At 70.5% G+C, this 23,325-nt stretch carries 21 protein-coding genes and 1 riboswitch; of the genes, 10 read left to right on the forward strand and 11 right to left on the reverse strand.

The features are described 5' to 3' along the window. Window positions 1-306: 306 nt before the first annotated feature. The 3 genes from ABD369_RS08910 to ABD369_RS08920 are packed head-to-tail and all read right to left on the reverse strand — an operon-like array spanning window position 307 to window position 3,556. The gene (locus tag ABD369_RS08910; RefSeq protein WP_344635957.1) at window positions 307-1,395 is read right to left on the reverse strand and encodes a threonine aldolase family protein; all 1,089 of its coding nucleotides are present in this window, start codon (window positions 1,393-1,395) and stop codon (window positions 307-309) included. Beyond that, window positions 1,392-2,138, reverse strand: a complete 747-nt coding sequence (locus ABD369_RS08915; RefSeq protein ID WP_344635727.1) for an SDR family NAD(P)-dependent oxidoreductase — start codon at window positions 2,136-2,138, stop codon at window positions 1,392-1,394. Before ABD369_RS08915 ends, ABD369_RS08910 begins: the two co-directional genes overlap by 4 nt. Continuing rightward, entirely contained in the window at window positions 2,135-3,556 is a 1,422-nt protein-coding gene (locus ABD369_RS08920) for a DUF6421 family protein (protein ID WP_344635728.1), read from the reverse strand. The genes ABD369_RS08915 and ABD369_RS08920 overlap by 4 nt, the downstream gene beginning before the upstream one ends. A 433-nt stretch (window positions 3,557-3,989) precedes the next feature. Between ABD369_RS08920 and ABD369_RS08925 the strand changes: the two genes are divergently transcribed. From ABD369_RS08925 to ABD369_RS08950, 6 genes are all read left to right on the forward strand, one after another. Then, complete coding sequence (locus tag ABD369_RS08925; protein WP_344635729.1) at window positions 3,990-4,892, forward strand: ABC transporter substrate-binding protein; 903 nt, start codon at window positions 3,990-3,992, stop codon at window positions 4,890-4,892. Between the two features lie 23 nt (window positions 4,893-4,915). Further along, a complete protein-coding gene (locus tag ABD369_RS08930; RefSeq protein ID WP_425557571.1) occupies window positions 4,916-5,800 on the forward strand; it encodes an amino acid ABC transporter permease in 885 nt (294 codons plus the stop codon). After that, window positions 5,797-6,552, forward strand: coding sequence for an amino acid ABC transporter ATP-binding protein (locus ABD369_RS08935; RefSeq protein WP_344635731.1), 756 nt, complete (start codon window positions 5,797-5,799; stop codon window positions 6,550-6,552). Before ABD369_RS08930 ends, ABD369_RS08935 begins: the two co-directional genes overlap by 4 nt. A gap of 243 nt (window positions 6,553-6,795) precedes the next feature. Beyond that, window positions 6,796-7,377 (forward strand): DUF5134 domain-containing protein, encoded by a 582-nt coding sequence (locus tag ABD369_RS08940; protein ID WP_344635732.1) that lies wholly within the window; start codon window positions 6,796-6,798, stop codon window positions 7,375-7,377. A gap of 595 nt (window positions 7,378-7,972) precedes the next feature. After that, window positions 7,973-8,929 carry a M56 family metallopeptidase gene (locus ABD369_RS08945; protein WP_344635733.1) on the forward strand — a complete coding sequence of 319 codons (957 nt, stop codon included), beginning with the start codon at window positions 7,973-7,975 and terminating at the stop codon, window positions 8,927-8,929. A 332-nt stretch (window positions 8,930-9,261) separates the two neighbouring features. Next, complete coding sequence (locus ABD369_RS08950; RefSeq protein ID WP_344635734.1) at window positions 9,262-9,900, forward strand: TetR/AcrR family transcriptional regulator; 639 nt, start codon at window positions 9,262-9,264, stop codon at window positions 9,898-9,900. 127 nt (window positions 9,901-10,027) lie between these two features. Here ABD369_RS08950 and ABD369_RS08955 read toward each other — a convergent pair whose 3' ends face one another. After that, the gene (locus tag ABD369_RS08955; RefSeq protein ID WP_344635735.1) at window positions 10,028-10,894 is read right to left on the reverse strand and encodes a helix-turn-helix domain-containing protein; all 867 of its coding nucleotides are present in this window, start codon (window positions 10,892-10,894) and stop codon (window positions 10,028-10,030) included. A gap of 418 nt (window positions 10,895-11,312) precedes the next feature. Here ABD369_RS08955 and ABD369_RS08960 point away from each other — a divergent pair, with 418 nt between their 5' ends. Continuing rightward, window positions 11,313-11,846, forward strand: coding sequence for an ATP-binding protein (locus ABD369_RS08960; RefSeq protein WP_344635958.1), 534 nt, complete (start codon window positions 11,313-11,315; stop codon window positions 11,844-11,846). A 426-nt stretch (window positions 11,847-12,272) separates the two neighbouring features. Here ABD369_RS08960 and ABD369_RS08965 read toward each other — a convergent pair whose 3' ends face one another. Then, a complete protein-coding gene (locus ABD369_RS08965; RefSeq protein ID WP_344635959.1) occupies window positions 12,273-12,509 on the reverse strand; it encodes a DUF397 domain-containing protein in 237 nt (78 codons plus the stop codon). A gap of 449 nt (window positions 12,510-12,958) precedes the next feature. Between ABD369_RS08965 and ABD369_RS08970 the strand changes: the two genes are divergently transcribed. From ABD369_RS08970 to ABD369_RS08980, 3 genes are all read left to right on the forward strand, one after another. Beyond that, window positions 12,959-13,876: a sirohydrochlorin chelatase gene (locus ABD369_RS08970; RefSeq protein ID WP_344635736.1), complete on the forward strand. Its 918-nt coding sequence runs from the start codon at window positions 12,959-12,961 to the stop codon at window positions 13,874-13,876. Between the two features lie 522 nt (window positions 13,877-14,398). Next, window positions 14,399-14,571, forward strand: a riboswitch (cyclic di-AMP (ydaO/yuaA leader). A gap of 5 nt (window positions 14,572-14,576) precedes the next feature. Then, window positions 14,577-15,707: a transglycosylase family protein gene (locus tag ABD369_RS08975; protein ID WP_344635737.1), complete on the forward strand. Its 1,131-nt coding sequence runs from the start codon at window positions 14,577-14,579 to the stop codon at window positions 15,705-15,707. Window positions 15,708-15,955: 248 nt separating this feature from the next. Then, a complete protein-coding gene (locus ABD369_RS08980) occupies window positions 15,956-16,156 on the forward strand; it encodes a hypothetical protein (RefSeq protein ID WP_344635738.1) in 201 nt (66 codons plus the stop codon). Window positions 16,157-16,163: 7 nt separating this feature from the next. Here the strand turns inward: ABD369_RS08980 and ABD369_RS08985 are convergent, their stop codons facing one another. From ABD369_RS08985 to ABD369_RS09010, 6 genes are all read right to left on the reverse strand, one after another. Further along, window positions 16,164-16,730 (reverse strand): hypothetical protein, encoded by a 567-nt coding sequence (locus ABD369_RS08985; RefSeq protein ID WP_344635739.1) that lies wholly within the window; start codon window positions 16,728-16,730, stop codon window positions 16,164-16,166. A 326-nt stretch (window positions 16,731-17,056) separates the two neighbouring features. Beyond that, window positions 17,057-18,100, reverse strand: a complete 1,044-nt coding sequence (locus tag ABD369_RS08990; RefSeq protein WP_344635740.1) for a LacI family DNA-binding transcriptional regulator — start codon at window positions 18,098-18,100, stop codon at window positions 17,057-17,059. A 1-nt stretch (window position 18,101) separates the two neighbouring features. Continuing rightward, window positions 18,102-19,811 (reverse strand): glycoside hydrolase family 13 protein, encoded by a 1,710-nt coding sequence (locus ABD369_RS08995; protein WP_344635741.1) that lies wholly within the window; start codon window positions 19,809-19,811, stop codon window positions 18,102-18,104. Between the two features lie 75 nt (window positions 19,812-19,886). Further along, window positions 19,887-20,792, reverse strand: a complete 906-nt coding sequence (locus ABD369_RS09000; RefSeq protein WP_344635742.1) for a sugar ABC transporter permease — start codon at window positions 20,790-20,792, stop codon at window positions 19,887-19,889. 52 nt (window positions 20,793-20,844) lie between these two features. Next, on the reverse strand, window positions 20,845-21,837 hold the full coding sequence (locus ABD369_RS09005) for a carbohydrate ABC transporter permease (RefSeq protein WP_344635743.1): 993 nt from the start codon (window positions 21,835-21,837) through the stop codon (window positions 20,845-20,847). Between the two features lie 105 nt (window positions 21,838-21,942). Beyond that, window positions 21,943-23,226, reverse strand: coding sequence for an extracellular solute-binding protein (locus ABD369_RS09010; RefSeq protein ID WP_344635744.1), 1,284 nt, complete (start codon window positions 23,224-23,226; stop codon window positions 21,943-21,945). Window positions 23,227-23,325 lie beyond the last annotated feature (99 nt).

The following is a 23,325-nucleotide window of genomic DNA, read 5'->3' on the forward strand; positions in this document are numbered from 1 at the left end:
TCCGAGGCCGGGGATGTCAACATATCTGGCGTTGACTTTTGGCACGCTGTTGAGTTCTCAAGGAACGGACGCTTCCTTCGGACCGCCTTCCAGCGGATCCTCCGGGCGCTTCGTTCTTTCGTGTTTCCAGCTTATCAGATGCTTTTCGCTCCGTTTTCCGGAGCGAATTCCATCGAACTCGCTTTTTGTCGCCCCTCTCGGTGCGACTCCGGAACTCTACGGGTCCGGTCCCCGACAAGCAAATCGCCCCCGCCCGGAGCCCCCCACGGGTCCCGGACAGGGGCGACGACGAGCCCGGCCGCTTGGTCAGACCCGGCCCATCTCCTCCGCGATCGCTGCCGCGAAGGCGTCGATGTCGGCCTCGGTCGTGTCGAAAGCGGCCATCCAGCGCACCTCGCCGGTGTGCTCATCCCAGAAGTAGAAGCGGTAACGCTTCTGCAGGCGCTCGCTGACCTCGCGCGGGAGCACGGCGAAGACCGCGTTGGCCTCGGCCGGCCGGACGACGGTCACACCGTCGATCCCGCGGACGGCGGCCTCGAGGCGCTTGGCCATCGCGTTGGCGTGGCCGGCATTGCGCAGCCAGAGGTCTCCGGTGAGCAGCGCCTCGAACTGGACCGAGACGAAACGCATCTTCGAGGCGAGTTGCATCGACATCTTGCGGAGGTACTTGATGTCGCGGACCCGGTCCGGGTTGAGGACGACGACGGCTTCACCGAAGAGCAGGCCGTTCTTGGTACCGCCGAAGGACAGGACGTCGACGCCCGCGTCCGTGGTGAAGGCGCGGAACGGCAGGTCCAGCGAGGCGGCGGCGTTGGCCAGGCGCGAGCCGTCCATGTGGACGAGCATGCCGCGCTCGTGGGCGTGCTCGCAGATCGCCCGGACCTCCTCGGCGGTGTAGCAGGTGCCGAGCTCGGTGCTCTGGGTGATGGAAACGGCGAGCGGCTGGGCGCGGTGCTCGTCGCCCCAGCCCCAGGCCTGCTGGTCGATCAGCTCGGGGGTGAGCTTGCCGTCCGGGGTGATGATGGTGAGGAGCTTGATGCCCCCCATCTTCTCGGGGGCGCCGCACTCGTCCACGTTGATGTGGGCGGTCCCGGCAGCGATCACCGCGCCCCAGCGCGGGAGCAGGGCCTGCAGGGCCACGACGTTGGCGCCGGTGCCGTTGAAGACGGGGTACGCCTCGGCGCGGTCGCCGAAGTGCTTGCGGAAGACCGTCTGGAGGTGCTCGGTGTACTGGTCCTCGCCGTACGCGATCTGGTGGCCCTCGTTGGCCAGGGCTATCGCGGCGAGGATCTCGGGGTGCACCCCCGCGTAGTTGTCGCTCGCGAAACCGCGGACGGCGGGATCGTGCCGCCGTACCGCGTCCGTCGCGCCGGCGAAGACGCCGGTGGTGCTCATCGGGCTGTCAGCCACAGGTGCTGTCCGTTCAGTTCTGCTGCGGGGCGGTCCCAGAGGCCCGCCAGGGTGTCGGCCAGGTCGGCGGTGTCGGTGAAACCGGCGAACTTCGCCTCCGGCTTATCGGCACGCATCTCGGGGCTGACCAGGGCCTTGATCACCAGGATGGCAGCTGCGGCGGTGGGCTCGCCGTCGTCGGCGGTGGTCTCCTTCTTGAAGGAGTCGGCCATGGCCAGGGTCCAGGCCTCGGTGGCGGCCTTGGCGGCCGCGTAGGCGGCGCCGCCGGCGGTGGGCTTGTGGGCCGCGGCCGCGGAGACCATGGCGTACCGGCCGGCCGGGCTGCGGACCAGGGCGGGCTGGAAGGCCAGCGAAGTGTGCTGCAGGGTGCGCACCACGCGGTCGTGCAGGAAGTCCCAGTCGTCGATGCGGCTGTCGAAGAAGGTCTTGCTGCCGCGCCAGCCGCCGACCAGGTGGAGCAGGCCGTCGACGTGGCCGTGCTCGGCCTCCAGGTGGTCGGCCCAGTCGTGGACCTCCTGCGGGTCGAGCAGGTCTATCACCTGACCGGTCACCTTGGCGCCGGGCACGGCTACGCGGATGGACTCGACCAGCGAGTCGAGCCGCTGCTGGTCGATGTCGGCGGCGATGACGGTGGCGCCGTCGGCGGCGAGACGGCGGACGACGGCCGGACCGCCGAGACCGCTGGCCCCGGCAACCGCGATGACCTTGCCTTCGAGTCGGGTGCTCACGCGGCGGCCCCCTGGATGCCGGCGCCGGTGATACCGGTGGTGGCGGCGATGACGCCGCTGAGCTTCTTGCTCAGGGCCTCGTAGAACATCGACAACGGGAACTCGTCGGGCAGGACTGCGTCACACAGTGCCTTGTTGAGGGCCTTGCCGTCGGCGATGTCGAGCGGCAGCGCCTCGGGGCCCTTGGCCCAGGTGGAGGCCGGGTGCGGGGTGAGGTAGCGGGAGACCAGCTGGTAGGCGGCGATCCAGTGGGCGGTCTTGGGCCGGTCGATGCCGTCGCGGTAGAGGGTCTCGATCTCACCGCAGAGCTGGTTGGTGACCTCGGCGACGCGGGCCCAGTCGATGCTGAGGCGGTTGTCGCGCCAGCGGAGCGCGTCGTGCTTGTGCAGGTAGGCGAAGAGCAGCTGGCCGCCCATGCCGTCGTAGTTGCGCACCCGGTCGCCGCTGACCGGGAAGCGGAAGAGGCGGTCGAAGAGGATCGCGTACTGGACGTCGCGGCCCTGCGGGTAGCCCTCGCCCTCCAGGCGGACGGCCTCCTTGAAGGCGGTCAGGTCGCAGCGGAGCTCTTCGAGGCCGTACATCCAGAACGGGCTGCGCTGCTTGATCATGAACGGGTCGAAGGGCAGGTCGCCGTGGCTGTGGGTGCGGTCGTGGACCAGGTCCCACAGGACGAAGGTCTGCTGGGCGCGCTCCTGGTCGGCGAGCAGCTCCTGGGCGTCGGCCGGGATCTCCAGGCCGAGCAGCTCGACGGCGCTGGTGGAGACGGCGCGGAAGCGGGCGGCCTCGCGGTCGCAGAAGATGCCACCCCAGGTGAAGCGCTCGGGGGCCTTGCGGACGGCGACGGTCTCGGGGAACAGCACGGCCGAGTTGGTGTCGTACCCGGCGGTGAAGTCGGTGAAGGTGATCGGCACGAACATCGGGTTGTCGAACCGGGTGCGCTCGAGCTCGGCGAGCCACTCGGGCCAGACCACCTTGAGCAGGACGGCCTCGAGGTTGCGGTTCGGGTTGCCGTTCTGGGTGTACATCGGGAAGACCACGAGGTGCTCGAGGCCGTCGGCGCGCTGCGCGGCGGGCTGGAATGCCAGCAGCGAGTCGAGGAAGTCGGGCTCGCGGTAGCCGGTGTCGGCCCACTTGCGCAGGTCGGCCTGGACCGCGGTGAGGTACTCCGCGTCGTGCGGGAAGAAGGGTGCGAGCTCCTCGATCGCCCCGAGCACGGTGTCGATCAGCGGGTCGACCGTGTGGCGCTGGACGGCCGCGAGGTCGATGGAGCCGTCCTTGGACTGGAGCGGGCGCAGAGCCTCGACGGCGTCCTTGAGTCGCAGCCAGGCGGGGTTGGCCGCGTGGCCGGTGGGCTCGGTGGTCGAGGTCGCTGCGGGAAGGTCGGCCGCTACAGCGAGCCTAGGCGAAAGATTCTGCATCTGAGACTCACTTCGACAGAAGTTATTTCGACACGGACACCATAGGTTCGAAAGGTTCTCCTGTTCAAGGGGGGTCGGCGGGGAAGGGATGCGAAGGTGCCGGCTGTCCGGCATCCGGACATCTGGCGAACGGCTGTGGACAGACGTCCCGGTGGGGTGCGAACCTCCCGCCATGCTCCCGGCGGATCTTGTGGCGTCCTGCCACCGCGACCTGCTCCGGGTGTGCTCCTGTCGCCGCGCGCACGACCGCTGCTGTCGCCGCTGACGCCGGTCCGGGAGGCACCGCGGAGACGGTGCCGTACGCCGACCATGCCTCGCGCCCCGCAGCGCCGCCACCGGGAGCTTCCGGTGTGTTCACCGCGCGCGGTGGGCACCTTGTCCCGAGGGCACGCGTCCGTGATCCCGCTTCTTCGCCCTCCCCTGGAGTCCAGCCATGATCCATGCCCCCGGCTCGCGTGCCGCCCGCCGGGCGCCGTTCGCCGCACTGCTCGTCGCGGCCTCGGTGCTCACCGCCTGCGCCCCGCAGGAGGCGGGCGCCGGCGGCGCCTCCTCGGCCACCGCCTCCGCTTCGGCGGGAACCGCGGCCGGGTGCCCGAAGGGCGCGCTGGCGACCAGGAAGGCGGGCACGCTGACCGTCGGCACCGACAAGCCGGCGTACGCCCCCTGGTTCTCCGACGACCGGCCGGAGAACGGGAACGGCTTCGAGTCCGCCGTGGCGTACGCCGTCGCGGACCGGCTCGGCTACCCCAAGGACAAGGTCAGCTGGGTGGTCAGTCCGTTCAACAGGGCCTTCGCACCGGGCGCCAAGGACTTCGACTTCGACATCAACCAGGTCTCGATCAACGAGGACCGCAGGAAGACGGTGGACTTCTCCTCGGGCTACTACGACGTGCGGCAGGCGGTGGTGGCGCTGAAGAGCTCCAGGTTCGCGTCGGCCGCCGGCCTGGCCGGCCTCAAGGGCGCCAAGCTGGGCGCCCAGGTCGGCACCACGAGTCTGGCGAGCATCAACGACGTCATCAAGCCCGGCCAGGGGCCGGCAGTCTTCGACGACAACGACCTGGCGAAGGCAGCGCTGAAGAACGGTCAGATCGACGCGCTGGTGGTCGATCTGCCGACCGCCCTCTACATCACCGCTGCCGAGATCACGGACGCGAAGGTGGTCGGGCAGCTGGAAGGCGGCAGCAGCGCCGAGCAGTTCGGCCTGGTGCTGGACAAGGGCAGCGCGCTGACCGGCTGCGTCAGCCGGGCGGTGGACGGGCTGCGCTCCGACGGCACGCTGGCCGGGCTGGAGAAGCGGTGGCTGTCCGACGCCGTCTCGGCACCGGTGCTCACGTGACCGCCCGCACGGCGGCGGGCGAACTGTCCGACGGCGGGACGCGCGGCGACGGTGCGGACGAGCCGTACCGCCCGTCCGCCCGCCGGCTGGCCCGTGAGGCGTACCACCGGCGGCGGGCCAGGAACTCGGCGCTGATCGCCGCGCTCAGCACGACCGGCACCGCGCTGGTGCTCTACCTGGTGGTGGTCAACTCGCCAGGCTGGCAACGCACTCGGGACACCTTCTTCAACGCGCACTACGCCTGGCAGGCGCTGCCCGAGGTGCTCAGGGGCCTGCGGATCAACCTCGAACTGATGGCGGTCTGCGGGGTGTTGATCCTGGTCTTCGGCCTGTTGCTGGCGGTGCTGCGCACCCTGCGCGGGCCGGTCTTCCTGCCGGTGCGGCTGCTGGCCGCCGCGTACGTGGACTTCTTCCTCGGCCTGCCGATGATCATCTGCCTGCTGATCATGATCACCGGCGTGCCCGCACTGCGGTTGACCGGGGTGATCACCGACCCGCTGCTGCTCGGAGGCGCGGCGTTGGTGCTCACCTACTCCGCGTACGTCTCCGAGGTGTTCCGCGCCGGGATCCAGTCGGTCCACCCCAGCCAGCGCGCCGCCGCCCGTTCGCTGGGCCTCAGCAACGCGCAGACGATGCGGTACGTGGTGCTCCCGCAGGCCGTCCGCCGGGTGGTGCCGCCACTGCTCAACAACCTGATCTCGCTGCAGAAGGACACCGGCCTGGTCTCCATCGGCGGTGTGGTCGACGCGGTCTACGCTGCGAAGATCATCACCTCGCAGACCTTCAACTACACGCCCTACCTGGTCTCGGCACTGGTCTTCATCGTCCTGACCATCCCGATGACCCGGTTCACCGACTGGACGACGGCCCGGATGAACCGCCGCCGGCACCAGGGAGGAACGGTATGACCGAGCCCGTGCTCCGGCTGGAGGCCGTCCGCAAGAGCTTCGGCGGCCACCTGGTGCTGCGCGACGTCGAACTCGCCGTACCCGCCCACTCGGTGACCGCGCTGATCGGCGCCTCCGGTTCCGGCAAGTCCACGCTGATGCGCTGCGCCAACCTGCTGGAGGAGATCGACGACGGCGCGATCTTCCTGGACGGCGAGGAGATCACCGACCCGCGCGCCGACCAGGACGGCGTCCGGCGCCGGATCGGCGTGGTCTTCCAGGCGTACAACCTCTTCCCGCACATGACCGTGCTGGACAACATCACCCTCGCCCCGCGCCGGGTGCACGGGGTGGGAAGGGTCGAGGCGGAGGACCGGGCGCGGGAACTGCTCGACCGGCTCGGCCTGGCCGCCAAGGCCGGGGAGTACCCCGACCGGCTGTCCGGCGGGCAGCAGCAACGGGTCGCCATCGTCCGGGCCCTGGCCACCGGGCCGCGGCTGCTGCTCCTGGACGAGATCACGGCGGCGCTGGACCCCGAACTCGTCGGTGAGGTGCTCGCGGTGGTCCGGGACCTCAAGGAGCAGGGCATGACCATGGTGCTCTCCACCCACGAGATGGGCTTCGCCCGCGAAGTCGCCGACCAGGTCTGCTTCCTGGACAACGGGGCCGTCCTCGAACAGGGCCCGCCCGAGCAGGTCTTCGGCGACCCGCGGCAGGACCGCACCCGCCGGTTCCTCAGCCGTATCGTCGCCACCGGCCGCCTCGCGCCCTGACCCTCCGGAAACCCGGGTGGCGAGCGGAACCGCGCGAGCCGCGCTTCCTCTCGCCACCGATGAGTTGTCCGGCGAACCGCTCCGCGCCATCCGGTGACCCGCGCGGTCTCCCGCGCTCCCGGGGAGTTGCCCCGCGGGCCACAGGCCCGAACACCTCTATGCGCCCCCGCACGCGCCCTGCTACGCCCATCCCTGATCGGTGATCGTGGACGGGAACAACGTGATCGGCCGAGAGGTGCACCGATGCACGGACCCGCACTCGTCACCTGGTTACTGGCCGCACTGGCCCTCGCGTCCAGCGGGTACTGCCTGGTCCGCCTGTGCGGACCAGCTCCGTCCTGCGCCGCTCAAAGCGGCACCGGCCGCCGCACCGGCCACCGGACCGAGGCCACCGAGGCGTTGATGGGCATCGGCATGGCGGGCATGGCCCTGCGCCCGGGCGTTCTCTGGGGTTGGCTGTTCGCGCTGCTCGCCGCCGCCCAGGTGTTCGCGGCACTGCGCCGCGGCAGTCCGGCCCTCCGGGCGCACCGGCTGCACCACGGGATAGGCGCGCTCGCGATGACGTACATGGCGCTCGCCATGGCCGACGCGCCGGCGCACGACCACGCACACGCCCACCACGGCGCGCCATCCGGACTGCCGCTGCTGACTGGCGCGTTGCTGCTCTACTTCGGCTGCTACGCGCTCTGGAGCGGCAGCCGGCTGCTGACCACACCGCACGGGGCGGTTGTGGCAGCGGGCGACGCCGGGACGACCGACGGCGTCTCCCGGGCCTGCCGACTGGCCATGGGTGTCGGGATGTTCGCGATGCTGCTGTCGATGTGACTCCGGGAAGGCCGCTCGTGCGGTGCATGCGGCTCGGCGGACGGGCTTGGACTTTCGGCGGTTCCGGTCGCACCGGCGGTCCGCCTACCGTCGCAACCAAAGATGATCACCCGAGCACTGCCGGCCCCGGACATCGCCGTCCCCGCGGCCACCGTCGCCGAGACCGCACTGACGGTGGCCGGCCCTTGGTGGGGGCTGCCGCCCGCGGTGGGTGCGCGGCCCGCTCGACGCGGCCCGGGGCCAGGGCACGACGGATGGTCGGGTGGCCGGGCCCCGGTGCCTGTGCCGCTCCCCCGTCGGCGGGTCGGCCCGGGAGGCCGAACCGCGCTCGGTCCGCCGGAGGGCGCCGGGAGGAGGGCACGACTGCTGATCCTCATGTCCGATCCCTGACCTGTTGCCCGGCCCCGCCCCATCCGCCGGCAAGCCCCACCTACCCCGAGGAGTCCACCCGCCGCCGCTGACAGGCGTTCAGTGCTGGCCGCCCAGTGGTGTTGGTCACCTGCGTGTCAAGGACGTTCCCCGAGGACTTGGCAGCGCATAGGTTGGGGGCAGCGCGATGCCGCGCTCCCGCGCGTCCTTGGGGGAGCATTTCGACATGACGGCCCTGCTCAGCCTGCTGCTGCTCGGAACACTGCTGGCCACCGTCGCTCCTGGGCGGCTGGCCCGGGCGCGCTGGGCCGAGCGAGAACCCGTGCTCGCCCTGTGGGCCTGGCAGTGTCTGGTGGTCGCCGTCCTGCTGTGCTGTGTGCTCGGCCTGCTGCTGGCCGCATCGGCCGCGCTGCCGGAACTGCGCGCACTGCTCTTCACGGGGGCACCGAGGGAGGTCGAGGCGGCGTACGGCCTGTCGGGCTCGGAGGGCTGGGGACGGCTGTGCGCCGGGCTGCTGGCACTCGGCGGGGTGTGGACGGCGGTCTCCTTCACCCGCGAGGTGCGTGCCGCCCGTGCGCTGCGCGACCACCGACATGCCGAACTCCGCCACCGGGCCCCCGAGTTGCCCGCCGAACTGACCGCTGACCGGGCCAGGAGTGCCCGCGAGCGGCTGGTGGTGCTGGAGAACGCGCGCCCCGAGGCGTGGTCCCTGCCGGGCCCCGGCGCCCGGCTGGTGGTGACCACGGGCGCCCTCCGGCAGCTGAGCGACCACGAGCTGGCCGCCGTGCTGAGCCACGAACGCGGCCATGTCCGGGCCAGGCACCACTGGCTGGCCCAGTGCGCCGAGGCACTGGCCACCGGCTTCCCCGGGGTGGGGGTCTTCAGCGCCTTCCGCGCCCAGGTCGGGGAGCTGGTCGAACTGGCCGCAGACGACCGTGCGGCCCGCCGTCACGGCCGGGTGACCACGGCCCTCGCCCTGGTCGAACTCAACTCCGGCCGCGGGCTGTTCGGGTCCTGCCTGCCACAGCAACTGGCCCAGTCACCGCGCCGGGTGGACCGCCTACTGGCCGGCGAACCGCGCCTGCCCGTCCACCACCGCCTGCGGCTGACCATCACCGCCCTCGCGGCCCCGGCCGCCGTCGTTCTGCTGGCCGTCGCACCGGGACTGGCCACCCTGTTCTGACGCCCCGTCCCGACCGCCCCTGCGTCGCCCCACGGACGGCGATGCCCCGGCAGGCGGGATCAGGAACACCAGGCGTCCGCGGCAATGACGCTCAGGACCGCTCATCGGCGATCGGGCACGAACAGGAAGCGCTCCAACACCGGGCGAGTGCGGTGCCGTTGAGAGCCGACTCCACCAAACCCCCGTGTTGGTGGAGTCGACTCGCCGTACGGGTCCGCCCGCTGGGAAGCAGCGGGGGTGGTCCGGACACGGATCTCCCCGGGTTCGGGCACGGCGGACCTGGCCCCGCCAGTATATTGGCCGAGAGCCAGTCAACGTACGGAGCAGACACGATGGCACCTCGCGGGGAATCGGTCAACGAGGAGATGCGTGCGCGCTCCCGCCGGCGCATCATGCGGGCGACCATCGAGCTGGTGGACGAGAACGGATACGTCGGGACGACGCTCAGCGACATCGCCGCACGTGCCGGGCTCGCCCGGGGGCTGCTGTCGTACTACTTCGACGGCAAACGGCTGTTGATGCAGGCCGCCACCCACCGGCTGATGCACCTGGAGCTCGCCGCGGTACTGGCCGAACTACCCCCCGGCACAGGCCCCGAGGCCCGGTTGGCACGTGCCATCGACGCCGTGCTCGGCCTGGCCCTGGACCACCCGCGGGTGATGCGCTCGCATCTCGCACTGATCCTCGATCCGGACGCCGGCACCTTCGTCCAGGACCCGGAACAGCAGCGACTCGGGGCGATCCTGCGGGAGTTACTGCAGGACTGGGGTGCGGAGGATCCGGTCGCGGAGCACGCGGTGCTGCGCAGTGCGCTGATGGGCGGCTGCATCGGCGTGCTGCTGCCGGGCGCCGCACTACCGTTGGCCCCGATCCGGGCCGACCTCTTCGCACGTTACGGGCTCGCCTGGGAACTCGGCGTCCCGCCACAGCCGCAGGCCCCGCTCCGGCCCCAGCTGTCCGTCCGCGTCTGAGCATCCGCTCGGCGACCGGGGCGACGGGCCCTACTCGCCCGCGCGACCGGCCCGCTGCGAAGCGACCGAAGTCTTTCTTGTCCCCGTTCGCCGGGCACCTGCGCCCCGGAGCCGCTCCGGGCTCGGATCAGCTCTCGGCGAGGATCGACCTGAAGAGGTCGATGGTCTGGTCGGGGGTCAGGCTGTCGACGCAGAGCCGTTCCATGACCTGGACGTAGGAGTCGACGTCGTCACGCTTGTCGAGGTAGAGCGCGCTGGTGAGCTGTTCCAGGTAGACCACGTCGGCCAGGTCCTGTTCGGGGAAGCGCAGGATGCTGAACGCGCCGCTCTCGCCGGCGTGCACCCCGAACCGGAACGGCATCACCTGGATCACCACGTTGGACGTCTCGGCCACGTCGATCAGGTACTGAACCTGACGGCGCATCACACCGTGCCCACCGACCGGGCGTCGCAGCGCGGCCTCGTCGATGACCGCCCACAACCGGGGGCTCTGGCCTTCGGTGAGCAGCTTCTGGCGGCGCATCCGCAGGCTGAGCCGGCGTTCGAGCTCCTCGTTGCTGAGTACGGGCCGGGTCTGCCCGAAGACGGCACGCGCGTACTCCTCGGACTGGAGCAGGCCGGGGATGAACTGCACCTCGTACGTGCGGATCAGTGTGGCGGCCTCCTCCAGGCCGACGTACGTCTGGAACCAGCCGGGCAGCACATCGTTGTAACTGTGCCACCAGCCCGGCTTGTTGGCCTCGCGGACCAGGCCGAGCAACGCCTCCCGCTCGGCTCCGTCGTGCACACCGTAGAGGGTGAGCAGATCGGCCACGTCGCGTTCCTTGAAGCTGACCCGGCCGAGCTCCATACGACTGATCTTCGACTCGGAAGCGCGGATCTGGTAGCCGGCATCCTCGCGAGTGATCCCGTGCCCCTCGCGCAGCCTGCGCAGTTGGGAGCCCAGGAGGATGCGGCGCACCATCGAACCACCGTTGGGCTGGACTGTGGTCATGCCGTCGAAACCTCCGCCTAGGGCAAACAGGGCACAGTCTGCCATCAGTTGAGCGCTCTGGGTGCCGGTACTGGCAGAACGATCTATCAGATCTATCACCGGAACACCATCATGCACGTGCATTCGGCGCTTGCATATGCCAATAGTGCGACTGCACGTGAATCGACTCTTGCATCTGCAGTGAGCGCAGAGGACCATGGTGCACGTGCACCTGCACATCCCTGGCAATCCCGCGGGCTCCACGTTCGACCCCGCGCGCGACTCCGCACACCCACTCGGCCGCACAGCAGCACGGTCGGGCGCGCGTGCGCGCGTGTGGGCCGTCGAGGAGGCTGGCGCGCGGCCGAGCGAGTCGGAGGTGACCGGCATGACCCCCCTGGGTCCAGCCGTGTCCGCCCCCTTATGGGAGGAGCTCTTCATGGGCACCGGTACGGCTGTCCTGGCCGACCCCCACGTGGTCACCTGCACGCTCGCACCACGCTTCGAAGCCGTCAGAACCGCTCGCGAGTTCGCCAGATCGACCTTGAACGGCTGGGGCCTCGGTGAGCTGTTCGACGATGTCTCCCTGGTCGCCTCGGAGTTGGTGACCAACGCCCTTCGGCACGCGCTCGGCGCCCGCCGGGACGAGTGGTCGGCCATCGCCCCCGGCCTGGCGCCGACGGGTGCGCCACAGGCCGCCGACGAGTCACTGCCGATCCGAATAAGCCTGGTGCACCGCGCACCTCAGCTGGTCTGCGCGGTGAGCGACCCGAGTTGCGCCGGCCCGATCGCCCGCGAGCCCGACTTCGTCGCCGAGTCCGGCCGGGGGCTGCACCTGGTCGACTCCTTCAGCCGCTCCTGGGGCTGGCACCCGCTGGCCGGTGCGGGCAAGGTGGTCTGGGCCCTGTTCGAGGCCAAGGCTCAGCCCGAGCCGGCACTGGCACCGTCCGGTCGGCATCGCCGCTCCGCCTGAACCGCCCGGCCCGGCCGATCGAGCCGAGCATCCCCGGGTGGGCCGCCGCTCCGCCGCCACCCACCGCATCCGAGCGACCCGGCCACCCCTCAGCCGCCGGTCGCATCCCGCCGGTTCACCACCCGGCCTCGGGACCCACCGCACATCCGGGCGGACGGCCACATCCACCGACTCCCGAGCCACGGTCCCGCCGACCCCGCAGGTCTCATGGCGGCAACCACGGACCAGCGGCAACCACGAACCGGCAGCAACCGTGGACCGGTGCGAGTCCGCGAGCGACCCCGAACCACTCGGCTCCGCACTCCTCCGACCAGCCCCCTGCGGGCCGCGACGGCCCGGACGGCCCCTGAATGCCCGCGAAGACGATGAAGGCCGTCGTGGCTGACGGTCCCACGACGGCCTGTTAGCCGCAGAGCTGACGGCGGTTCAGGCCGTCAGATGGTCGAACTCCCCGTCCTTCACGCCGAGCAGCATCGCGGCGATCTCGGCCCGGGTGTATATCAGCGCCGGCCCCTCGGGGAAGCGCGAGTTGCGCATCGCCACCTCACCGCCCGGCAGAGCGGCGAACTCGACGCAGTTACCCTGCGAATTGCTGTGCCGGCTCTTCTGCCACACCACACCTTCGAGGTCCGCAGCCGCCATGCCGTTGTACGTTTCCTGCATCTCCTGCACCGAATTCTCCCGACCTGCCGGGCTTACGCCCTACTTGACGCGATGATAGCTCCAGTGCACGTGCATCAGCACGGGACATTGCCCGTGCAGTCAAGCGTGTCGGAATGTGTGCCAACCACTCCACTTGGTTCGGCTTTGACGGAACGTAAGTGGACATAGTCCAGCGAATCACAGTTCGTCCGATGACTGCCCGTACCGGGCCCGCGCCACCGTGTTGATCTTCGTGCGCCCGGCACCGGACACCCGCGCCGCACCCCGCGATCACCTGTGAGGCACGTCACCCAGGACGGCAACTGACTGCTTTTCGGTTGCGCGGAGCAACAGGTCGTCAGCAAGGATTGGGTAATTTGATGGCAATTGTCCAGATTTTGCGCGGGTTAGGCGCCCACTCTGGGGATCCGGATGCAGTCCCGCCTGCCGAATGTCCTACGATCTCCGCCATGAGCACCGCAGCCATCCCGGGCGCGCCACTGCCCGTCCGCACTCCAGGCTCCCGTGCGCGGGGGCGCCACCGCCGTCCCGAGCGCCCCGAGATCCCGGCCGGTTCCCCGGCACTGGTGCTTGCCGTCCCCGCTGCGGCCGGGCCCGAGGCGAGCCCGATCGTCGAGGAACTGCTGTCCATCGTGCGCGGCGAGCAGCCCGGCATCGAGACCGCGGCCGGCTACCTGGCCGGCGAACAGGCCGACGCCAACACGGCGGAGGACGTCGCGGACGGAGACGGCCAGGCCGCCCCGACCGTGGCCGAGGTACTCGCCCAGGCCACCGAGGCGGGCATGCCCACGCCGGTCGTGATTCCGCTGCTGGCCGGCCCGCACGGCTTCCTGACCTCCCTGCACAAGCTCGCCGGCGAGACCGGGGCGACCGTCACCGATGTGCTCGGCCCGCACCCGCTGCTGGCCGAGGCGGTGCACGTACGGCTCTCCGAGGCCGGCCTGGCCCGCGCCGACCGGGCGCGCCTGTTCGCCATCACCACTGCGGCGGACGGCGTGGTCCTGACCACCGTCGGCGGCGAGGAGTCCGCCGCGGCGGCCGGGATCACCGGCGTACTGCTGGCCGCCCGGCTCGCGGTACCCGTGGTGGCCGCCGCCCTGGACGTGCCGGGTTCGGTCGCCGCCGCGGTCGAGCACCTGAAGGCCACCGGATCCCAGCGGCCGGCACTGGCCCCGCTGGTGATCGGCCCCGAGGCCGATCCCGAGCTGCTGGCCGCGGCAGCCGAGGAGACCGGCTGCCCGAGCGCGGCCCCGCTCGGCGCCTACCCGACCGTCGGTCAGCTGATCGCGTCCACCTACCTGGCCGCACTCAACATCCCGGGCCCGGGCGAGGCCCCGGCCGTCGTCGCGGAGCAGCCCGCCGACTGAGCACCCGACAAGACCGTACGAGAGGCCCCCGCGAGGGGCCTCTCGGCGTTTCCGGGATCCCCAGGGGTCCGCGGCCCCGCTCGGCCCAGGTCGAGCGGGGTGCGGACCCCTGGAGCCGTGCGGCCGGAGTCGGATGGCGAATTGGCAAACCCCCGCGCGACATTTGCCGCATCGACTCGCAATTCGGACATTTGCCATCACCCTCTCCAGTGGGCCGCATTGACCCGGACCCCACTCCCCATCATGGCTTTTCAAAACCTTCACAACTGGTCGCCCCGACCCCCCGAAAATGCCGCGGCATCACCTGAAAGGAAGGCAGATTCCCACTCGGGCCGCATACCTGAAAGAGCCCCATCGGATTCCCTGGAAATGCCGGCGTGCATTCGATCTTGAGGAATCCGCGAATGGCCTGTGAGGGAACTCACAGGTGTTTGCGGATTCAACTTAAGTCTGCTTAACGTGCTCTCCGTTCGTTGACACACGGACCCAGCTCTTCCGGAACGCCGAGTCCTGCCGCCGGAGCAGCTGGCACCGCAGAACGCACCGACGGCAGGGGCGGGGGAACCAGGTAAGTCGCCCGAGAGCCGGCCAGTATTCGGCCGGTTCCGGGCTAGGGGTGAAGCCGTGCGCAGCACGGCCGGGCAACTCCAGCCCGAATCCGACAGCTCACCTCGCAGGCGTGGGAGAGGAACGCACCTTCATGCTGCCCATCAACGCCAACAAGCGTGCTCGCCGTCTGATCGCCGCCACGGGTGTGGTCGGTCTCGGCCTGTCGATCCCCGCCCTCGCTGCCTCCGGTGCCTCCGCCGCTTCCGTCTCCACCTGGGACAAGGTCGCCCAGTGCGAGAGTGGCGGCAACTGGAGCATCAACACCGGCAACGGCTTCTACGGTGGCCTGCAGTTCACCGCCTCCACCTGGGCCGCCTTCGGTGGCACCCAGTACGCCCCGCAGGCCAACCTGGCGACCAAGGCGCAGCAGATCGCCATCGCCGAGAAGGTCCTCGCCTCGCAGGGCCCCGGCGCCTGGCCGGTCTGCTCGGTCAAGGCCGGTCTGACCAAGGACAGCGCTCCTGCCCAGGTCGACACCTCCGCGCCAGCCGCTGCCCCGGCTCCCGCCGCCCCGGCTACCCCGGCTCCGGCCGCCACGCCGAAGAGCGCCCCGGCCGCCGCCCCGCAGGCCGCGAGCGGCGCCAAGTACACCGTGGTGGCGGGCGACTGGCTGTCGTCCATCGCGACCAAGAACAATGTCGATGGCGGCTGGCAGAAGCTGTACGACCTCAACAAGTCGGTGCTGCCCCAGGGTCCGGACATGATCTTCCCCGGCCAGCAACTGGCGCTCGGCAGCACCTCGGCCGCCGCTCCGAAGCAGGACACCCAGAAGCCGGCCGCCAAGCCGAGCAGCTCCAGCACCCCGGCTCCGGCGCCGGCTCCGGCCAAGCCCGCCACCCCGGCTCCGGCCGCGACCGCGACCGGCAGCAAGGCCGCCGCGGTCAACTTCGCGCTCTCCAAGGTCGGCCAGGCCTACGTCTACGGCGGCAGCAGCGACGGCGGCTGGGACTGCTCCGGTCTGACCCAGGCCGCCTACCGCCAGGCCGGCATCTCGCTGCCGCGCGTCGCCGCCGACCAGGCCGACGTCACCACCAAGGTGTCGCTGGACAAGCTGCAGCCGGGCGACCTGCTGTTCTGGTCCAACAACGGCAGCAACTCGGGTGTCTACCACGTCGCCATCTACATCGGTGACGGCAAGTACGTCGAGGCCGCCAACCCGAAGGCGGGCGTGAAGGTCGAGACCATCGCGAACTACGCCCCGGACTTCGCCGGCCGCGTCTGACGGTCCCGGCTCTCCGCGTGAGGCCGCTGTCCCCGGTGCTCTGGTCGGCGCCGGGGACAGCGGCCTCACCGGATCCCGAGTGCACGGGGCGGCTCGGTCGCACGGTCCCCCGCCCGCTCGTGGTTCCCCGCGCCGCCGGGCGGGCACCGCATCAGATGCTCGGAGAACCCGTGTGCCGCGCGGGCTGGTGGCTCGGTTCCCCACCCTCTAACGTCGGTTGCGCCTGCAGCCACAGGAAGGGGAACGCCATGACGAAGGTCACCGTCAGTCTCGACAGCGATCTGGCGATCGAGGCGATGCTGCTGTCCGGCACCAGGAGTCCGCAGGACGCGGTTGAGTTGATCGTCCGCGACTACCTGGCCACCGGCCGCCGTACCGAGGCCCGTACCGGCGACGCCGCCGACGCGCACCGGGTCGGCCAGGGACGGCCCGCCACCGAGGAGGGCTGAGGGACGGTCACCCCGCGCTGCCCGGTTCGTCGGCCGCACTCTCGCCGTGGTCCTTGCCGTTGCCCCTACCCTTGCCCGGCTTCTTGCCGCGCCCGGGCCAGCGTGCACGGGTGAAGACCATCAGTCCCGCGAAGATCACGGCCGCGATGATCGCGCCGATCAGGGTCGAGCCGCGGAACCAGGGCGCCCGGACGTCCATCACCCGCTCTCCGGCATGCGCTGCGCTGCCGCTGCCCACCGCGATGCCGAGCGTCCAGAGGTTCGGCATCGCCAGCAGCAGGGCGAGCACCAACCAGGCCAGCGTCACCTTCCAGGGCCGCCGCCGGTGCAGGCCGGCCCACGCCGCCAGCAGCGGCAGCAGGGTGAAGCAGATCCCGAAGACGAGCCCCAGCAGCAGTCCCGCGCTCAGGTGCCCGTTGACCATGTTGCCCACCCGCTGCGCCCACCAGCGCGGGATCGTCGCGGCCCAGGCGAAGTAGACGACCGCCCCGGCGACCAGCAGTCCACCGCCGAGCAGCAACCGCCTGCGCCAGATCGGTGCCGCTGCGTTCTCCCCCGTCCGACCAGCTCTCATGTCTCGATGCTGGCGACCGGCGGGCCCACTCGCAGCGCGAGCCGAGACCCCCTTGCCCGCCGGTGTCCGGCAGACGGGCTCAACGGACGGTCGATGGCCCTCGGACCCGGCATTGCTCCATCCGGGGGACGGTGCAGGCCCCAGCACGGGCACCGGCCCGTGACTGCGCACCAGAACAGGCACCGGCCCCGTGGCAGCGCGCACTTCCATGACGGCGCGCCCCTCGAACCCCGAAACGGCAGCGCGTCGGCCCGCCGGGCAGAACCCGACGGGCCGACGCACACCCGGAGCCTCACTACCTCCGGGTCTTCAGCCTTCCCAGCCCCTCAGTGCGCCCGGGCCCCGGTGGAGCCCCGCATCACCAGCTCCGGCTGGAACATGAACTCGGCACGCTGCCCGGGGTTCCCCCCGACCTCCTCCAGCAGCGCGTCCACCGCGGCCGTGGCCATCGCCTCGACCGGCTGACGGATGGTGGTCAGCGGCGGCTCGGTGAAAGCTATCAGCGGCGAATCGTCGAAGCCGACCACCGAGATGTCCTGCGGGACCGAGAGACCGCGCTGGCGGACCGCGCGGATCGCGCCGAGCGCCATCATGTCGCTGCCGCAGACGATCGCGGTGCAGCCCTGGTCCAGCAGGGCGCCCGCGGCCGCGTGTCCACCCTCGACGCTGAACAGCGTGTGGTGGACCAGGGATTCGGCCTCCTCCTCGGTCCTGCCGAGCAGTTCCCGGACGGCCGCGGTGAAGCCCTCGATCTTCCGCATCACCGGGACGTACCGGCGCTGGCCGACCGCCAGTCCGATCCGCTCGTGGCCGAGCTCGACCAGGTGCTGCACGGCCATCCACATCGCGGCCCGGTCGTCCGGCGAGATGAACGGTGCGGAGATCTTCTCGCTGTAGCCGTTGATCAGCACGAACGGCACCTGGCGGCCAGTCAGCTTGGCGTAGCGGTCGTGGTCGGCGGTGGTGTCGGCGTGCAGCCCGGAGACGAAGACGATGCCGGCCACGCCGCGGTCGACCAGCATCTCGACCAGTTCGTCCTCGGTGGACCCGCCCGGCGTCTGGGTGCACAGCACCGGGGTGTACCCGTGGCGGCTGAGCACCTGCTCGATCACCTGGGCCAGCGCGGGGAAGATCGGGTTGCTCAGCTCGGGAGTGATCAGACCGATCAGGCCCGCACTGCGCTGGCGCAGCCGGGTCGGCCGCTCGTAGCCGAGCACGTCGAGCGCCGCCAGCACGTTCTGCCGTGTGGTGGCGGAGACGCCCGCCTTGCCGTTGAGGACGCGGCTGACGGTGGCCTCGCTGACCCCCGCCTGCGCCGCGATGTCCGAGAGTCGCGCCGTAGTCACGGTCCCGAAGCCTATTGCAACCATCTCAGACCGCCCACCACGTGGTGCTGTCCGGTTCCAGCACGGCCTGACCGCCGGTGACCTCGGTGCTCCCGACCGAGCTGAGCAGGACCCTGCCGGGGGCGGTGACGGTGACGGGTTCGGCGGTGGTGTTCACGGTGCACACGAAGGAGGCGCCCTCGGCGCTGTCCCGGCGGAAGGCCAGGGTGCCTTCGGGGCTGTCCAGCCAGGTCACCTCGCTGCCCGCGCCGAGCGCGGACTGGGCCCTGCGGACGGCGAGGGCGGAGCGGTAGAGCTCCAGGGTGGAGGTCGGGTCCCCGGTCTGCGCCTCGACGCTGAGTTCGGCCCACTCGGCGGGCTGCGGCAGCCAGGACGGCCCGCCCGCCACCGGCCCGAAGCCGTACGGGGCCTCGGTGCCGGACCACGGGATCGGCACCCGGCAACCGTCGCGGAAGCCGTCCTGACCGGCCTGGCGGAAGAAGGACGGGTCCTGGCGGACCTCGTCCGGCAGGTCGGTGACGTCCGGCAGGCCGAGTTCCTCGCCCTGGTACAGGTAGGCGGAGCCGGGCAGGGCGAGCATCAGCAGGGTGGCGGCGCGGGCGCGGCGCAGGCCCAGTTCGCGGTCGCCGGGGGTGCGGATCTGGGTGCCGCCGGGCGGGTTGCCGAAGCGGGTGGCGTGCCGGGTGACGTCGTGGTTGGAGAGCACCCAGGTGGTGGGGGCGTCGACCGGGCGCATCGAGTCCAGCGAGGTGTCGATGACCTCGCGCAGGGCCGCGGCATCCCAGTAGGTGCTCAGGTACTGGAAGTTGAAGGCCTGGTGCAGCTCGTCGGAGCGGACGTAGTTGGCGGTGCGCTCGACGGTGGGGGTCCAGGCCTCGGCGACGCCGATCCGCATCCCCGGGTACTCGTCGAGGATCTTCCGCCAGGAGCGGTAGATCTCGTGCACGCCGTCCTGGTCGAAGAACGGCATGATGTCGTTGCCGAGCAGCTTGAGCTGGTCGCCCGAGCCTATGTCCGGCAGTCCGTCGGCCTTGACCAGGCCGTGCGCCACGTCGATCCGGAAGCCGTCGACGCCCATGTCCAGCCAGAACCGCAGAATCGAGCGGAACTCGTCGGCGACCGCCGGGTTATCCCAGTTGAAGTCGGGCTGCTCGGGGGCGAACAGGTGCAGGTACCAGTCGCCGGGGGTGCCGTCGGGGTTCTTCGTCCGGGTCCAGGCCGGGCCGCCGAAGATGGACTCCCAGTCGTTGGGCGGGAGTTCACCCGTCTCGCCCTTGCCGGGGCGGAAGTGGTAGCGGTCGCGCAGCGGGGAGGCCGGGCCCTCGCGCAGCGCGCGCTGGAACCACTCGTGCTGGTCCGAGGAGTGGTTGGGCACCAGGTCGACGATGATCCGCAGGCCCAGCTCGTGGGCGTCGCGGATCAGCGCGTCGGCGTCCAGCAGGGTGCCGAACATCGGGTCCACCGCGCGGTAGTCGGCCACGTCGTACCCGGCGTCGGCCTGCGGGGAGGCGTAGAACGGCGAGAGCCAGACCGCGTCCACGCCGAGGTCGCGCAGGTACGGCAGGCGGCTGCGGATACCGGGCAGGTCGCCCATGCCGTCGCCGTTGGAGTCGGCGAAGCTGCGCGGGTACACCTGGTAGATGACCGCGTCACGCCACCAGCCTCTGCTCTCACCGGCGTTCGCGGCGGTCGGCGCTGCGGCGGGCCGGGAGGTGTCGGCCAGGTTCTGGGTCATCGGACAAGTCATCCTTTGAGGAATCAGAGGAAACGGTTGCTGATCAGGTGGGGTGGCGATCAGGCCAGGTACGGGTCAGGACTTCGCGGCACCGGCGGTCAGGCCGGTGACCAGGTGCTTCTGGACCAGGTAGAAGAACAGCGCGGCGGGCAGCGCGATCAGCACCGAGGTGGCGGCCATCAGGTGCCACTGCGCGTCGTGCTCGCTGATGTAGGTCTGCAGGCCCACCGCCAGCGTGTACTTGTCGGAGCTGAGCATGAAGGTCGAGGCGAACGGCACCTCGGCCCAGGCGGTGAGGAAGGAGTAGAACGCGGCGACGGCCAGGCCGGGACGGGCCAGCGGCATGATCAGCCGCCAGAACGTCCCGAACGGGGTGAGCCCGTCCACCCGGCCGGCCTCGTCGATCTCCACCGGGATGGTGTCGAAGTAGCCCTTCATCAGCCAGGCGCAGTACGGGACGATGGTGCCCGCGTAGGTGAGGATCAGGCCGAGGTAGTTGTCCAGCAGGTTGAGGCTGGACAGGATGGTGTACATGGGCACGATCACCACGGCGATCGGGAACATCTGGGTGAGCAGCAGGGTCCACATCAACTGGCGGTGGCCGGGGAAGCGCATCCGGGACACCGCGTAGCCGGTGGTGGCGGCGACCAGCACCGAGAACACCGTGGTGCCGAGCGCGACCAGCAGCGAGTTGCCGAACCAGACGAGGAAGTCGGTGTGCTGCAGCACGAAGCCGTAGTTGCCCAGGCTCATCTTGCCGAGGATGTCGCCGGGGTGCAGGTAGTCGGTCTTGTCCGGGCCGAGCGAGATCCAGGCGATCCACAGCACCGGGAAGAGCGCCACCAGCGAGGCGACGGTGAGCAGCCCGTGCAGCAGTGCCGTGCGGAGCGGACCACGCTCGCCGCGCGCCCTTCGGTGGGGCTCGGCGGCCGGCGCGGACTGCGCTGCAGTGGTGGGGAGTTCGGTGGTGGTGGCGCTCATTCGCTGGCCTGCCTCGTCGTGGTCGGTGGGGTGACTGCGCCGGTCCGCGGCATCACGCGTTCTCCTCGTTGCGGACCTGCCAGCGGCGGTAGAAGCTGGTGAAGACGACCAGGATGGAGAGCAGCAGCACCCCGTAGGTGGCCGACTCGGCGTAGGCACGGGGCTGTTGGCCGAAGCCGAGGCGGTAGGCCCAGGTGACCAGGATCTGGGTGTCCGGCGAGCCGTCGCCCAGCAGCAGGAAGATGATCGCGAACTGGTTGAAGGTCCAGATCACGCCGAGCAGGATGACGGTGCTGCTGACGGTGCGCAGCCCGGGCAGGGTGACGTAGCGGAAGCGCTGCCAGGGGGTGGCGCCGTCCATCTCGGCCGCCTCGTAGAGCTCGGCCGGGATGGACTGCAGTCCGCCGAGCAGCGAGACCATCATGAACGGCACGCCGCACCAGGTGTTGACGATGACGACGGCGAACTTGGAGGCGAGCGGGTCGCTGAGCCAGGACGGCTGCGGCAGGTGCAGGAAGCCGAGGAAGCTGTTGACCACTCCGCTGTCGGAGAGCATCAGCCGCCAGGAGAAGACGGTGACGAAGGTGGGCACGGCCCAGGGCAGGATCAGCAGCATCCGGTAGGCGAGGCGGCCGCGCAGCTTCTGGTTCAGCAGCATGGCGAGGCCCAGGCCGAGGGTGTAGTGCAGGGCGACGCAGAAGACGGTCCACAGGACCGTCCAGATGAAGTGCGACCAGAACCGGTCGTACGACCCGGGGCCCCAGAGCACGTCGGCGTAGTTGTGCAGGCCGACGAAGTTGAAGCTGTCCGGGATGTGGTTGACGCCGATCTGGCGGCCCACGTTGAGGCTGTTGGCGTCGGTGAGGGTCAGGTAGACGCCCCGTGCCAGCGGGTAGCCGACCAGTACGCCGAGCACGATGACCACCGGCGCGACCATCGCATAGGCGTACCAGTGCTTGCTGTACGAGAGCTTGAGGCGCTGGAGCAGGCCGGGCCGCTGTTCGCGGCTGCCTTGGCTGGGAGCGCCCTGCACGGCGACTGCCATCTTTGACACCTTCTCGGGAGGTCCGCCGCCTCGCTGCGGCGACTGCTGTGCATACGGGAGGCCGCCCGGCCCACCGGTGGTGCGGTGGGCCGGGCGGCTGGGGACTTACTTGCTGAAGCCGGGGAGCAGCTTGGCGAAGTCGGTGGCGGCGGTGTCCAGGCCGGCCTGGGTGCTGGCCTGGTCCTGGGCGACCTTGGTCAGGTCGGTGCCGAGCGGGGTGAACATCGAGCTGTACTCGGGCAGTTCGGGGCGCGGCTGGGCGACCGGCAGGATGGCCTGGAAGCCGGCGATGCCCGGGTCGGCCTTGACGTCGGCGGTGTAGGCGTCGGCACGGGTCGGCAGGGTGGAGTTCTTCTGCGCGAGGAAGGTCTGGCTCTCGGCAGAGGTCAGGAAGGCGGCCAGCTTCTCGGCGGCCTCCTGGTGGGCCTTGTCGGAGCCGGCGTAGACCGAGACGTTGTGGCCGCCGGTCGGCGCGCCGGCCTTGCCGGAGGAGCCGGCCGGGACGGGGGCGATGCCGAGGTTCTTCTTGTCGGTGAAGGCGGCGCCCTTGTAGATGTTGGTGATCTCCCAGGGGCCCTGGATGATCATCGCGGCCTTGCCGTTGTTGAACGCGTCCATCATGTGCGCGTACGAGTCGGTGGTCACGTCGGCCTTGACGGTGCCGGGCGAGGTGAACATCGACTTGTAGGTGTCGATCGCCTTGACGGCCTCGGGCGAGTTGATGGTGATCTTCTTGTTGGCGGCGTCCACCAGGTTGGTGCCCTCGCCGTAGAGGAACGGCATCGCGTAGTAGCCGTCACCGGCCCGCATGAACAGGCCGTCCACGCCGGCCTTGTCCTTGATCTGGGCGGCGTCGGCCTTCAGCTCGTCCCAGGTGGTGGGGGCCTTGTCGATGCCCGCCTTGGCGAAGATCTCCTTGTTGTAGAGCAGGCCGAGGGTGTCGGTGACCAGCGGCACGCCGTACAGCTTGCCCTCGTAGGTGGCCTGCTTGATCAGGCTGGACTGGAAGGCGGAGACGTCCTTGGCGGCGGCGGTCCCGTCCAGCGGCGCCAGGAAGCCGGCCTTGGCGAAGGCGGCGGTCCAGCCGACCTCGGAGCGGAAGACGTCCGGCGCGCCCTTGGCGCCCATCGCGGTCTGCAGCTTGTTCTGCGCCTGGTCGAACGGCACGTTGACGAAGTTGACCTTGATGTCGGGGTTCGCGGTCTGGAACTTGTCGACCAGCGCCTTGTAGTTCGGTGCCTCGTTGGTGGCGTTGGAGGTGTCCCAGTAGGTGATGGTCACCGGGCCGTCGGCCTTGCCGTCCGAACCGGAACCGCCGCTGCTGCCGCACGCAGCAGTCGTGACCGCGAGGGCCGCGATGAGGGCGGAGGCCGCGATGCCACGCCGCATGAGAACTCCTAGAAGGTGGGGGTGCCCGAGATGGTGGGGGGAGCGCGCATAATGGCTGTCCCGTGCCGACTGCGCCGTTGCGGCCGTCGGGCTTGGGCA

The organism is Kitasatospora cystarginea, assembly GCF_039533515.1.
In the GTDB taxonomy this organism is placed as follows: Bacteria; Actinomycetota; Actinomycetes; order Streptomycetales; family Streptomycetaceae; genus Kitasatospora; species Kitasatospora cystarginea.

What these genes read in the sequence shown, in the direction of transcription:
- ABD369_RS08910 (WP_344635957.1), bottom strand. Translation starts at nt 1,395, where the DNA reads ATGAGCACCACCGGCGTCTTCGCCGGCGCGACGGACGCGGTACGGCGG.
- ABD369_RS08920 (WP_344635728.1), bottom strand. Translation starts at nt 3,556, where the DNA reads ATGCAGAATCTTTCGCCTAGGCTCGCTGTAGCGGCCGACCTTCCCGCA.
- ABD369_RS08925 (WP_344635729.1), top strand. Translation starts at nt 3,990, where the DNA reads ATGATCCATGCCCCCGGCTCGCGTGCCGCCCGCCGGGCGCCGTTCGCC.
- ABD369_RS08935 (WP_344635731.1), top strand. Translation starts at nt 5,797, where the DNA reads ATGACCGAGCCCGTGCTCCGGCTGGAGGCCGTCCGCAAGAGCTTCGGC.
- ABD369_RS08940 (WP_344635732.1), top strand. Translation starts at nt 6,796, where the DNA reads ATGCACGGACCCGCACTCGTCACCTGGTTACTGGCCGCACTGGCCCTC.
- ABD369_RS08945 (WP_344635733.1), top strand. Translation starts at nt 7,973, where the DNA reads ATGACGGCCCTGCTCAGCCTGCTGCTGCTCGGAACACTGCTGGCCACC.
- ABD369_RS08950 (WP_344635734.1), top strand. Translation starts at nt 9,262, where the DNA reads ATGGCACCTCGCGGGGAATCGGTCAACGAGGAGATGCGTGCGCGCTCC.
- ABD369_RS08955 (WP_344635735.1), bottom strand. Translation starts at nt 10,894, where the DNA reads ATGACCACAGTCCAGCCCAACGGTGGTTCGATGGTGCGCCGCATCCTC.
- ABD369_RS08960 (WP_344635958.1), top strand. Translation starts at nt 11,313, where the DNA reads ATGGGCACCGGTACGGCTGTCCTGGCCGACCCCCACGTGGTCACCTGC.
- ABD369_RS08965 (WP_344635959.1), bottom strand. Translation starts at nt 12,509, where the DNA reads ATGCAGGAAACGTACAACGGCATGGCGGCTGCGGACCTCGAAGGTGTG.
- ABD369_RS08970 (WP_344635736.1), top strand. Translation starts at nt 12,959, where the DNA reads ATGAGCACCGCAGCCATCCCGGGCGCGCCACTGCCCGTCCGCACTCCA.
- ABD369_RS08975 (WP_344635737.1), top strand. Translation starts at nt 14,577, where the DNA reads ATGCTGCCCATCAACGCCAACAAGCGTGCTCGCCGTCTGATCGCCGCC.
- ABD369_RS08980 (WP_344635738.1), top strand. Translation starts at nt 15,956, where the DNA reads ATGACGAAGGTCACCGTCAGTCTCGACAGCGATCTGGCGATCGAGGCG.
- ABD369_RS08985 (WP_344635739.1), bottom strand. Translation starts at nt 16,730, where the DNA reads ATGAGAGCTGGTCGGACGGGGGAGAACGCAGCGGCACCGATCTGGCGC.
- ABD369_RS08990 (WP_344635740.1), bottom strand. Translation starts at nt 18,100, where the DNA reads ATGGTTGCAATAGGCTTCGGGACCGTGACTACGGCGCGACTCTCGGAC.
- ABD369_RS08995 (WP_344635741.1), bottom strand. Translation starts at nt 19,811, where the DNA reads ATGACCCAGAACCTGGCCGACACCTCCCGGCCCGCCGCAGCGCCGACC.
- ABD369_RS09000 (WP_344635742.1), bottom strand. Translation starts at nt 20,792, where the DNA reads ATGAGCGCCACCACCACCGAACTCCCCACCACTGCAGCGCAGTCCGCG.
- ABD369_RS09005 (WP_344635743.1), bottom strand. Translation starts at nt 21,837, where the DNA reads ATGGCAGTCGCCGTGCAGGGCGCTCCCAGCCAAGGCAGCCGCGAACAG.
- ABD369_RS09010 (WP_344635744.1), bottom strand. Translation starts at nt 23,226, where the DNA reads ATGCGGCGTGGCATCGCGGCCTCCGCCCTCATCGCGGCCCTCGCGGTC.